Source organism: Moritella sp. PE36 (assembly GCF_000170855.1).
Lineage (GTDB): Bacteria > Pseudomonadota > Gammaproteobacteria > Enterobacterales > Moritellaceae > Moritella.
Genome location: NZ_ABCQ01000005.1, coordinates 99,307 through 111,648 on the forward strand (window position 1 = coordinate 99,307; position 12,342 = coordinate 111,648).

The 12,342-nt window shown below is 44.1% G+C and carries 8 protein-coding genes; 2 read left to right on the plus strand and 6 right to left on the minus strand.

The genetic code is table 11. The features are described 5' to 3' along the window. Positions 1–92 precede the first annotated feature (92 nt). Positions 93–1,061, plus strand: coding sequence for a LysR family transcriptional regulator (locus tag PE36_RS05310; RefSeq protein ID WP_006030931.1), 969 nt, complete (start codon positions 93–95; stop codon positions 1,059–1,061). Between the two features lie 47 nt (positions 1,062–1,108). Here PE36_RS05310 and PE36_RS05315 read toward each other — a convergent pair whose 3' ends face one another. From PE36_RS05315 to dsrO, 6 genes are all read right to left on the minus strand, one after another. Then, positions 1,109–3,037 (minus strand): acyltransferase family protein, encoded by a 1,929-nt coding sequence (locus tag PE36_RS05315; protein WP_006030932.1) that lies wholly within the window; start codon positions 3,035–3,037, stop codon positions 1,109–1,111. Positions 3,038–3,324: 287 nt separating this feature from the next. Continuing rightward, on the minus strand, positions 3,325–4,377 hold the full coding sequence (locus PE36_RS05320; protein ID WP_006030933.1) for a c-type cytochrome: 1,053 nt from the start codon (positions 4,375–4,377) through the stop codon (positions 3,325–3,327). Positions 4,378–4,386: 9 nt separating this feature from the next. Next, on the minus strand, positions 4,387–5,001 hold the full coding sequence (locus tag PE36_RS05325) for a c-type cytochrome (protein ID WP_006030934.1): 615 nt from the start codon (positions 4,999–5,001) through the stop codon (positions 4,387–4,389). A gap of 276 nt (positions 5,002–5,277) precedes the next feature. Next, a complete protein-coding gene (locus PE36_RS05330; protein WP_006030936.1) occupies positions 5,278–8,367 on the minus strand; it encodes a tetrathionate reductase subunit A in 3,090 nt (1,029 codons plus the stop codon). 2 nt (positions 8,368–8,369) lie between these two features. Further along, on the minus strand, positions 8,370–9,503 hold the full coding sequence (gene nrfD / locus PE36_RS05335) for an NrfD/PsrC family molybdoenzyme membrane anchor subunit (RefSeq protein WP_006030937.1): 1,134 nt from the start codon (positions 9,501–9,503) through the stop codon (positions 8,370–8,372). Next, the gene (gene dsrO, locus PE36_RS05340) at positions 9,500–10,273 is read right to left on the minus strand and encodes a sulfate reduction electron transfer complex DsrMKJOP subunit DsrO (protein ID WP_006030938.1); all 774 of its coding nucleotides are present in this window, start codon (positions 10,271–10,273) and stop codon (positions 9,500–9,502) included. The genes nrfD and dsrO overlap by 4 nt, the downstream gene beginning before the upstream one ends. A gap of 168 nt (positions 10,274–10,441) precedes the next feature. Between dsrO and PE36_RS05345 the strand changes: the two genes are divergently transcribed. Further along, on the plus strand, positions 10,442–12,292 hold the full coding sequence (locus tag PE36_RS05345; protein ID WP_232286534.1) for a sensor histidine kinase: 1,851 nt from the start codon (positions 10,442–10,444) through the stop codon (positions 12,290–12,292). The last annotated feature ends 50 nt before the right edge of the window (positions 12,293–12,342 follow it).

A 12,342-nucleotide genomic window follows, 5' to 3' on the forward strand; every position in this document is an offset into this window, starting at 1 on the left:
AAGCATGGATTAATGCCGGGCAGTTTACGTAAAGCATGATATGAATGGAAGTGGTATAATTTCAATACTGAATTTCCTTTAAGGAATATCTTATGAATTTAGATAACCTCGCCAAAATAGATCTTAATTTATTGGTGATATTACAAATATTACTCGAAGAAGAAAGCGTAACGCGTGCTGCGAATCGCTTGCATTTGAGTCAATCGGCGTTAAGTAAAAGCCTTAATCGTTTGCGGGATACCTTGGGTGATCCGTTATTCTTGCGTACCGCTCATGGCCTGAAACCTACGGCGCATGCGTTGCAATTAAAAGCCCAACTACCAACCCTATTGCAGGGCTTATATCAGATAAGTCTACCGCCGAGTTTTACCCCCGCGACCAGCCATCGGCAGTTTTCGTTTGCGATGTTAGAAAGCGCCTACGAAACTTCGTTACCTTATTATATCGGCCCGATCTTATCGCAAGCCCCGCAGCTTAATTTAGAAATTTACGGTTGGAATGAAAAATCATTATTAGACTTACAGCAAGGGCAAATTGATTTTGGTATTACCGCCAGAGAATTACACCCAACGGCGGATTTTCGTTTGAATAATTTGCCTGATGGCATTGCCCATCAACGTTTATTTACTGATAACCAGGTGTGTCTAGTGCGTCGTGATCATCCCGTGTTCGCGATAATTAATGCGGATGAGAATGCTGGATCTTGGGATTTAGAGACTTATTTAGCGATGTCACATGTGCAAGTACGTTGTGAAGGTAATGACTGGTGGTTATTGGATTATCAATTAGCCGAATCAGGACAGCATCGTCATATCTGCGCGACGTTACCAGACTTTTACGGTGCCGCCAGTGTTTGCGCGAACAGTGATCTGGTATTGACCTTACCGTCGAGTTTTGTGCCTCAAGCGCAGAAATTATATGGTTTGGTGCAGTTACCTTTGCCGATAGATTTTTCTTCGCTAGTGTATGTGCTGTTATGGCATGAACGTAATAATGATGAACCCGGGCATAAGTGGGTAAGGGAAACCATATGTGAAAATATTGAAAAGGCACGAGGTTGATTGAATACCGCAGCCAAGTTACCCCTGCGGTATTTATGCGTGTTTATTTAGTCCCAGATTTGTTTGAATGCGGGCATAATATATTGACCACCTTCTTCATTAAGGTGGTCGTCATCAGAATATAATACGGTGCCGATATAGTCACCGTAACAGGCTTTATCATCACAGAGGTAAGGCGTTGGGTCGATAATTTTAACGCCACACTTTAGCGCCATTTTATCCTGGATTTGCCACGCCAGTTGGTGTCTTTTTTGATAATCATCTAAGCTAATTGAAACGCGTTTGGTGGTATCTCCGGTCATTAAATCACGCATCTTTTGGTTATATACGTTAGTAATGAGTTCTGGTGTCGGTCTTACAACATACACGGGATTACTCTTCGCAAACTCACATGCTGTATTTATCATGCCTTCGGTAATTGATTGTCGATAGGCATCGTTGCGTTCTGAAAATGTTTCTCCAACAAATCGTTTTGGCTTAGTGGCTGTTTTTTCATTACGGCCATATAGGCTTTGAGATGTACGATTGACAATAATAATGGGTACATTTTTATATTTTTCTTTGGCTTCTTTTAGCGCGTAATTTACAAAATCACCGCATCCTGTCCCTTTCATCCCTCTACTTATCTCATACAATCCATCGATAGTTGGACACATTTTCATACTCCAATCTAATACAGATTGGTTAGGCATCGCTCTGCCTATCGCACTTACGATTGCACTTGCATGGCTATCCCCAATCACGATGGCGCCGAGTTCGCCTTCGCCATAAACACATTCAGGCATTTTTTTATTCCAATGGCCGTTACAACGACCTGGTTTACCTTCATAAGTTGAAGTTTGCATAAACGAAATTAACTTATCTGATAGACGATAGTGCGAATAAATATGTTCTTTCGCTAAGCCCGCTAATATGGCGATGCCGAATACCATTAATAATGGTTTGTATAATAATATGTTTTTAAGATTTAAATTCGCTGGATTTACATTGGATTGCTCAATATAACGGTAGCTTAAAAAACCCAGTAAGATTGATAGCGGAGCGCCAATATAGAGCCAATTTGTTCCTAGTGATAAGTAAATTCCCAATACCGATAGCGGCCAATGCCATAAATAAATAGAGTAAGACCAGAGACCTATTTTTTGAAAGATAGGATTATCGGTAAATATACTGTGTTGGCGGTTTGCTTGAAGAATACAGAACGTACCTAACACGGGGATTAATGCTAAATAACCGGGCCACGGAGTATTTTTCGAAATGAATAGATAAGCGATAACGATTAAACTAATCCCTATTATTTCTAATCGTGCTTTATTTTTACTATTTAAATATTGCAATGGGAATAGGAATGCAATGCCGCCTAGCATCATTTCCCATGCGCGACTTGGCAGTAAATAGTAAGCTAATTCAGGCGTTTGGTATGTCGAATATACGCTATAAATCAAACTGATTATTGTGCCAATCAGTATCGTTATTTTTAGTTGAGATAAAGAGAATACTTTTTTTAGGCAAACTAGTATTAATGGGTAAATAATATAAAATTGCCATTCCGCAGATAAAGACCAAGTATGTAATAACCAACGCTCTTTCGAGGTTGCATCAAAATAACCTGCATCGCCACCATAAAAGAAATTTGAGATGAAGACGATACTATTCAAAGTATCATTTGATAGCGTTTTATAATCCGCAGGTGTGAGATAAAACCAGCCTATAGCAAGCGTTGTTAAGCAAAGCATTGCTAATGCAGGAATAATTCGATTGGCTCTGGCTTTGTAAAATGTACCTAAAGAAAAAGTATTTTTGTCAAAACCGTTGAAAATAATGCGGGTCATTAAAAAACCGGAGATAACAAAAAAGATATCTACGCCAGCAAACCCTCCCGGTAATAATTCCGGAGCGAAATGAAATAATACTACGGCTAAAACAGCAATTGCCCTTAACCCATTTATGTCTGTTCTGAACTGCACAATACTCATCCCTGATTATAATTTCACGAGAGTCTAGCATTTAAAAAAATCCATTTCCTAACCGATTTACGTTAGTGTGAACTTACTTTTTCCCGTGTATTACGCTTGTGAATTTTATGTTTAGAATGAACTTTATGAACTTATTTTTATGGCTCTGTAAACGTTATGGTTTATATGTATAAGGAGTGTTTAAATATTATTTTTGGTGGTGTGGAAGTAGAGTGAAGTGTACGTTTTTATTTTTATTTTATGGTTGGTAACCCCCCCTAAGTTAGATGAACTTAAGGTGGTTAGCGTTAATCTACCGTTTTAACCGGAAAGGCATGCTCGCCGAGTACTTTGCCGTTAACTGACTTGCCGTAATAACCTTGATGGTTATGATACTGTGCTTGGTTGGCTTTTAAGTCACCGCTAAAGCGTGGATCTTGTGGGCGTTCATGGCTATTCATAAATGCGGCTACATCCCATGCTTGTTGTTTACTTAACTGCACACTTTTACCCAGCGGCATGTTTTCATAAATGAAGTAGGCCGCGGTATTGATACGGTGCATACCTGCGCCCCAGTTGAACGCGTCTTTGCCCCACAGTGGCGGGAATGATTGTACGTCATCTTGTTTCAAGCCTTGGCCGCTATCACCATGGCAATTAGCACAGGTTTGTTTATACACCACTTCACCACGTTCGATAGACGGTGTTTCGGCTGGTTTAGCCAGTTTTGGATAACCACGCCCGGCGAGTTTGTTACGCTGCTCAATCGGTAACGCTTGCGCTATCTGAGCTGGTAAAACAAATGCATCGGCTTTGCCACCCAGTTGTACCACAGCATCGCTCATTTCTGGAATAGGAGTGCTGTGCATATCGTATTTATCTAACAAACCGCCCATTGCTAACCAATATGAATAGGCGGTTAATGCGACTAGTTCTGGTGAGTCGACTGCCGGTGCTACACCGTTCATCGAATATTTAAAGCAGCCTTGGATACGCTCTGCGTAAGTATTCACTTTATCGTTCTTTTTTCGGTACGCCGGATAAGACATGAACGCGCCCCATAATGGCGCTGAGTTGGCTTTCATGCCCGCTTGCATGTGGCAGTTGGCACAGTTTTGTTCGTTCCCTACATATTGACCACGCATAGGTTGCGAGTTAACGAATAATGAATAACCTAGTTTTACTTTATTGCCAAACTCGGTATCTGGGATGGTGGCTAAATCACGCGGCACTAAGTATTCACTGCTCGCCGCTTTGGCATGGGCTGGCAATTCGGTTTGGCGATCGGGTAAGTTAGCATCTGCGTTGGCAAACGTTGTTAACAATAAACCTGCGCTAATGATGAGAGATAATTTTTTCATGGGATAACCTTATTTTATCGTCGCAAAATATTGTGCAAGCTGTTGAATTTCTGTTGCTGTTAATTGCTGCGCTATGGTTGCCATGACATTGTTATGATTACCGCTGCGCTGCTTGGTTTGCCATGCGATTAACTGTTGGCTGATATAATCGGCATGTTGACTGGCTAAGCGCGGAAAGTGCTCAACACCCAAACCACTAGGGCCATGACAAGTGGCACAGGCGGGAATGTTACGCTCCCTATCACCTTGGTAAACGAGTTTTCGTGCCGGGTCGGTAATGATGACGTTATCACCACGTTTTTCGATATTACTGATTGCTGGTGCAGGCAAGGCGGCAAAAAATGCCGAGACTTCTTGTACTGCTTCTGGCGTTGCTAACATCATTGCCATCGAGGTCATTAATGGACTTTTGCGCTGACCATTTTTAAAATTATTAATTTGTTCGACGAGATGATTTTCATCCATACCCGCGATCATTGGTGCTAGGTTGGGGTTACCTAAACCATTCATACCATGGCAACTCGCGCATACCATTGCGGCTGGTGGCGTAGCTAATGCGGGCGTTGCAGAAAGCAACAAAGCACTGATGCTTATTAAGCTGTGAATGAGTTTTTTTATGGGCATGGGATATCTCCAAGTGAGTGAACTGTTTGCAGAGTTAATGTCATTATTACTAATCACTGGTCATTATTATTTTTATTATCTTTATGAGCAGAAATAGAGCGTGGCTAGTCTGGCGGTTTGAAAAAAGGAAAGATATTGTGGTTATCCACATAAATTAGAGGGTTTTGTGATGAGGCTTACAGTTGTTATTAATAAGCCCACTGTCGCGGGTACGACAGTGGGCTTATTTTATTAAGTCTATTCGATAACTAGGCCTATTTATTAATCTTCTGCATTTTAGCTCAGGCTAATTTTAGCAGGCAGTGCTTGTCTTGCCGCAGCGCCTACAACCCAGTCAAGGAGTACACCTTTACCTTCACGGGTCGGGTCGATTAAGCCGATATCATTGATATTCACCCCATCATTGGATTTCATTTTTACTGGCTGTTGTTTATCGCCAATCCAATGGGCACGTTCGCCGAGTTCGGTATGGCCAAAGCCGTGTTCAAAACCGAGTGTGCCGGGTTTAACGCCATCGACCAATAATGCCATGGCTTGCGTGGCGCTGGTTGGCGTAGTGATGGTGAACATCGCTCCTGTGGTTAAGCCTATTTTGGCGGCATCGCTTGGATGTATGTAGACCGGATTCACGCCTTTAATCGAATTTAACCGCGGTGACAGGTTTGATACTGCACTGTGAATATTGGATTTAAAGTTAGTTAAGGTAAACGGCCATTCACTCGCTGGGTATTTTTCGTCTAACGGTGTGCCGTCGGCTAATTTTTGTGGATACCAAGTAGGGCAACCAGAATAATACTCACCGGTCATGGTATTACGCGAGGTACCGACCTTTTCATTCCAGATCGCTAACGGTTTTTTCCATTGGTATTTCATTTCGTCGCCTTTGTAGGCTTCGGTCGCATCTTCAAAGCGGCCACCACGAGCAAAGATAAACGCGACTTTACCGAGTTCTTCCGGTGTCAGCACCCGTTGCATAGCTGGTAACAAGCGTTCTAATCCAGACAAGACCATGTCTTCACTACTGGCAGCGGGAACGCCATTGGCGACATAAGCTAAATTGGCCGCAGAGCGCAAGTAAAAATCTTCAGCGTTGTGAATACCGTGCCAATTACCTTGGTTGTCAGAAATGGCGTTATCACCAAATCCACCCAACTGTATCTTTTTAGCGATATCAATTAGGAAGTTTTCTAAATTGATTGCACGGCCATCCGCGGTTTTTTCCGTTAAGGCATTCACAATCGGCCAGCGCGCGGTTACTGTTTTAGTCGGTACGCCATGCCAAGGTGTCGTCATGCCCCAGCTTTCATACGTGACTGTGTCCGGCACGATGTAATCGGATAAGGCTGTGGTTTCATTAATGAAAGCATCAACAGATACAATCAGGGGTAATTGTTTTGGATCTTTTAATTTATCACCCAGTAAGTTGGCTAACCCTGGTACGCCATACATCGGATTCGCCATGTGATTGATCCAGGCTTTAGCACGATACGGATAACCATCAACAGCAGCAGATAAATGTTCTGTTAGCAGCGGCGCAGAGATCGGGTACCAAGGTGATCGTGTTGGATAGGGCGACTCACCTGCGGCCACACGACGTTTATATTCACTGGTTTTGTGGTACGGGAATTTACTGCGCGATAAAAAGATCCCTTTTGGTTTTACCTTGTTCTTAAATTTGGTGAAATCGTAACGAGGGCCTTTACCGGATGTTGGATAACCGCCCGATTTTGCCATTACCCCGCCTTTTAGATTGATATTACCAATCAGCGCGTTAAGCATCAGGATGGTATATGCATTGTAGAAACCATTGCTGTGCATGTTGCCACCATGGCTATCGACAACGGCTTTAGTACCGTGGCTAGTAAAGCGTTTCGCCAGTGCGGTGATCGTCGCCACCGGAATATCACACTGAGTGCTGTAGAAATCAAGATCGTGTGTAAATGCCGATTCTTTTAAGTGCTGCAGTGATGATTTAACCTGTACGTCACCTTGTTTGGTGGTGACCACTTGATCAACAAATAGTTGCGCTGGTTGATCTTGAGTATGTACCGATAGATCACCGCTTTGGGCATCGACGATCACATACGGATCTGCTTCTGACAGTGCTGTGCCAGTAAAGCCAAGATCGACTTCTGAAGCACGCAGGAAAAAACCGTAGCGTGGATGATCTTTATCGCTGATCACCAAATGTGTGGCATTACACCAATGCGCCGTGCCTGCGGTTTTCATCGCGTTCGGTCCCGGCTGGGTTAAGAAGGTGTTATTAAATTTATCATTGGCTAATATCCATTGGATCATACCGAGTACTAATGCGGAATCAGTACCGGGTTTGATCGGCAGCCAGTTGTTATTATCACCCGCGGCCAAGCTTGATGATATAGGTAGCGCTGGTGATACCACTGTATAGCTAAAGTTACCTTTAGTGCGGGCTGTCGCTAACTGACGTGCTTGGCGTTTAAAGGGGTTACCGGCTTGCGCTGGTGACATACCGATATACAGGGCAAATTCACAGTTTTCTAGATCTGGCTTAACATGGGCGAATTTATTTAAATCATTCATTAACGCGCCGGAACCAGCACGGAAACCATAACCACAGTATGAACCATGATGACCAAAGTTACGGGTACCATAACTATTAAAAGCAAAACGTTTAAATAGATCGTCACGGCCTTCATTACCGGCATTGGTCATTAATAACTGGTTGGCTTTCGGGCCATATTCCGGATTGAGTGGATCGAGTGGGGTTTTCACATCGCGGATCGCGCGTAAGCCGTCCACATGACCTTCACCAAACAGATCGCCACCTTCAACTACTTCTTCGAGTAGTTGTTCGTAGCTGATCGGGATCCATTTACCTTCACCACGGTTACCGACACGTTTTAACGGTTGGGTGATCCGATACGGGCTTTTACGAATTTCCATCATGCCATTACCACGGGCACAGGCCGTTGAGCGACCGTCTAATCCAGCTTCTCCAGCCATGCCGATATAAGCGTCTTTTACCGGGGTATTAAAGGGGATCTGATGTTCGTTTGATAATGGGTGATAAGGGTTACCGGAAATACGTAAGATCTCATCACTGGCATTGTCGATACGTACGCGTAACCCACACAGGGTCCAGCAACCAAAACACATCGATGGTGCCACACGTTGCGCCGGGTTATTAATTAGTTTACCCGTTTCTGTGACTTTATATTCAGGGCTTAATGAATTACCAAAATGCGGGTGTTTGGTCTTTTCTCCGGCAGTACCGTCGATAAGGCCATGTACCGCGTGCGATGTAGTGGTTGCGTAACCCGCTGCGAAAGCGCCAGCACCACCCACAGCAAGACCTGCTTTCAGAAATTGACGACGTTTGTTATCCATAATTAAGTCCTTACTGTGTGTTGTTTAGCGAGTGGCTTCGTGATTGAGTTATTTTTTGTTGGTTTAGCGGGTATCGCGACGATCTCTGAAGCGGCTAATGCCAGTGCTAACCACAAGCCTGCCATACCAAGAATACCGAGCAGTCCAGCAGAGCCCATCGGCAGTTCGTAGGGATACGGGCCTTGGTCAAATTTAGCAATAATTTGTACATCCATGATGGTGACCCAACGTAAATACCAGCAACAGATCAAACTGATGGCACTCATGAGCAACAATTGTGCGCGGTTATACAGGGCAATTTTAGAGGCCAATAAAGCAATGCCCATACAGGCTAAAAAGCTCACCGCTAAACCGCCGAGACGGACTAACCATGCTTGGCTTTCATATAATGAGAATGACGGGTTGTTGGATGCCCAGATTGGCAGTAATACCGCGGCTAAGATCGCGCTGACTAACAGGGCGCGTTTTATTAGCCCTTGGTCGCTTTGGGTAAAGACGTTGGCTTTTGCTGGAATAGGGAATAAAGCTAATAACAATAACGCAAAACCAATGGCGCCGATAAAGGCGGTCACAAACCATAATAGCGGCGCAGCTGGTTGATGCCATAGTGGGCGACTTTGCACCACGTAGATCTCGGCACCTGTGTACAAGGCAATGGTTAAACCAGCGAGACACGTCACCACCGTTACTGCAATAATTTGGCTGCTGGTGGTTTTCCAGTTACCGAAACTAAACCAAGCAACTTTCTGCGCAATAGCACTGTCACTGTGTTTAAGTTTGGCAATATCATCACGTAAATATAACCAGGCGGTTAATATCGCTAATGCTGAGAATAACGGTAAAAACAGCGAGCCTAACGACATCCATGACCAAGGCGTTATATTGGTATAAAAATGCCAAGCGCGACCCGGTTGGTGTAAGTCACCGGTTAATGCGAGTGGGCCAACAACCGCGCCAATCGACATGGTGAGTACTAATGCCGAACGCAAATAATGACTGGTGTGGGCGCGGAATAAATAACTTAATAAAAATAATATCGCCGCCGCATACGCAGAACCAATATAGAAAAAGTATTGCACTGCCCACGGGAGCCAAGCAATGGCTTGTGGTTGCACTAAAATTTCGGTGATGTTCATGCGTTATCTCCTGCTGGATCGTAGATGGCGACTTTGCCGGCAACCTTACTGGTGAACGCGTCATCCATGCCGATGTAGAACACATGTGGCTGGGTATTTTCTTCTGGCTTTAATACCTTGATATCATCTTGATGGTCACGCATGAGCTGGCTGATTTGGCTATTTGGATCTTTGATATCACCAATAATGCGGGCCCCGCCAACGCAAGTTTCTACGCATGCGGGTAATAATCCGACTTCTAAGCGATGGGCACAGAAAGTACATTTATCCGCGGTGAGGGTTTCTTCATTGATAAAACGGGCATCGTAAGGGCAAGCCTGAACGCAGTAAGCACACGCCACGCAACGCTCGTTATCAACCATGACAATGCCATCTTCACGTTGAAACGTGGCCTGTACCGGACATACTTTCACACAAGGTGGGTTTTCGCAGTGATTACATAAGCGCGGTAAGGTAAATGATTTTACATTTTGTAATTCACTGCTACCGTCATCTAAGGTGACTTCGTATTGTTTTACCGTGGTACGGAATTGACCAATAGGGGCTTGGTTCTCAATGCTACAACCGACAGTACACGCTTGGCAGCCCACACACTTACGTAAATCAACAACCATGGCATAACGCTTACCGGTATGACCTTTACGGTCTGGCGCTTGATTGTTTCTGATAATGGTGGTGGTGAACGGGTTAGCCGCCGACACCGGGATGATTGCAGCACCAGCGGTTAATGCGCCGAGGCGGGTCATTAAGCGTCGTTTACTTGAGTCCATGAGAACACCTTGTGGTTAATAGTGAATAAGGCCATTGTCTGGAAATTAAGTGGTAGTTTGTATTGTGGTTTTCCACATACACAGGGTTGGATTGATCTAAAACAATAAATATTTTGGCTTTATGGCTATTTTGGTATGCTTAGGTGGTTGTTGGGTGAATTGGATAGTATGAGCAGGAGAATTGGCATGGGTAACGTATTAATACAGACAGTGATTGCTGCGTTATTGTTGGTGATGACTCAGGTGCATGCCAGCAACACGATTGATAACGCTATCAATAAAAATAGCGCTAGCGAAGCGCGGGTGCATACCAAGCAAGTTATTACCACCGTTGATGTGGGTGTGTTAGCCACACGTGGTGTCTTTGAAGCTAAACAACGCTGGCAACCGACGTTAATATGGTTACAAAGCCAGATCCCTAATAGCGAGTTTCGTTTACATCCATATACCTTGGCGGAAATGGAAACCGCAGTAAAACAGCAGAGTGTTGATGTGGTCGTGACGAACCCAGGTCAAGCGGTACGTTTAGGTCGCCAATATCCACTGTCTTGGTTAGCGACGTTGAACAGTAAACTCGGTGATGGCACCCATGTGATTGGCTCGGCTTTGATTGTCCGTGCGGATTCTCACTATCAGCACTTAGTGGATGTCAGCAGTGAGAAGATCGCCGCTGTTGCCAGTAATGCTTTCGGTGGTTACTTAACCATGCAACTTGCGGTGCAAAATAAAGGTATTAACCCAACCGCTTTTTTTGCCGATGTATCGTTTTTAGGTTTTCCCATCGATGCCATCATTTATCAGTTACGTGATGGTTATTTTGACGCGGCGGTGGTGCCAGTGTGCCAACTAGAAAGTATGTTAGAAGAAGGACTGATCCAACCCGGGGTTTTTCGCGTATTGGATGATATCAGCCCGGATAACTTTGCTTGCGCGCTGTCTACTGAGTTATACCCGAACTGGTCGATTGCCAAAACCAGTGCCATTTCTGCCAAATTAGCCAAGAAAATAACCCGTGCTTTATTAGCACTGCCGAGTGATCATGCTGCCAGTATTGCAGCTTATTCAACGGGCTGGACACCACCGATTAGTCAGTTATCTGTCGACCAATTATATCGTGATTTAGATATGCACCCCCTGCAACGGCCTTGGTGGCAAGAGGCGGCAGTATGGATCAAGAAAAATCAGCAATGGGCCTGGGTGGTATTTTTATTTGTGCTGTTATTAAGTGTTTATCATTTAATGTTGGAATACCGCTTTAGCCGTAGTGAGCGTAAATTGAAAGCTACCTTAAATCGTTTAAAAGAAAAAAATGCCATGTTAGAACATGCCCAACGGGTAGCAATTGTCGGTGAATTGGGCAGCAGTTTAGCCCATGAAATTAATCAACCGCTGGCGGCGATCCTGAATTACAGCCAAGGTGGATTATTGCGGATCCATAAAGGTGCAGATGCCAGTGCGGTGGTGCCGGCATTAGAAAAAATACAGCAGCAAGTGAAACGGGCTGATGATATTGTGCAACGGCTGCGCACACTTATTAATAAACGTGCAGTAGCGAAATCTAGTTGTGATATGCAAGTATTATTAACGGATACCTTAGAGTTGTTAGAGTATGACTTTCAGCAGAAAAATATTACTGTGAGCCGAACCTGTTTAGGTAATGCGGTTGCACTTGATACCGATGTTGTTGGTTTGCAGCAAGTATTATTAAACGTATTGAATAATGCCGCGGATGCCTGTTTGATGCGTGAAGCTAGCGCGCCGATAAACGCTAACATTCGTATTGCAAGCCAGTATAGCGATGACAGATTAATATTAACGATCACAGATAACGGTATTGGCTTAACAGCGACGAGTGAAGAATTACAGAATGCGTTTTTCACCACCAAAAAAGACGGGTTAGGGCTAGGGTTAGCCATTTGTCGGGATGTGATTGAAGCGCATCATGGCCAATTCTCGTTAGCGCCCGCTGATCCAGCAGGTTGTCGCGTAAGCATACATTTACCACTACCCCCACAATAACAATAACAATAACAATAACAATAGTAATAGTAATAGTAATAGTAATAACA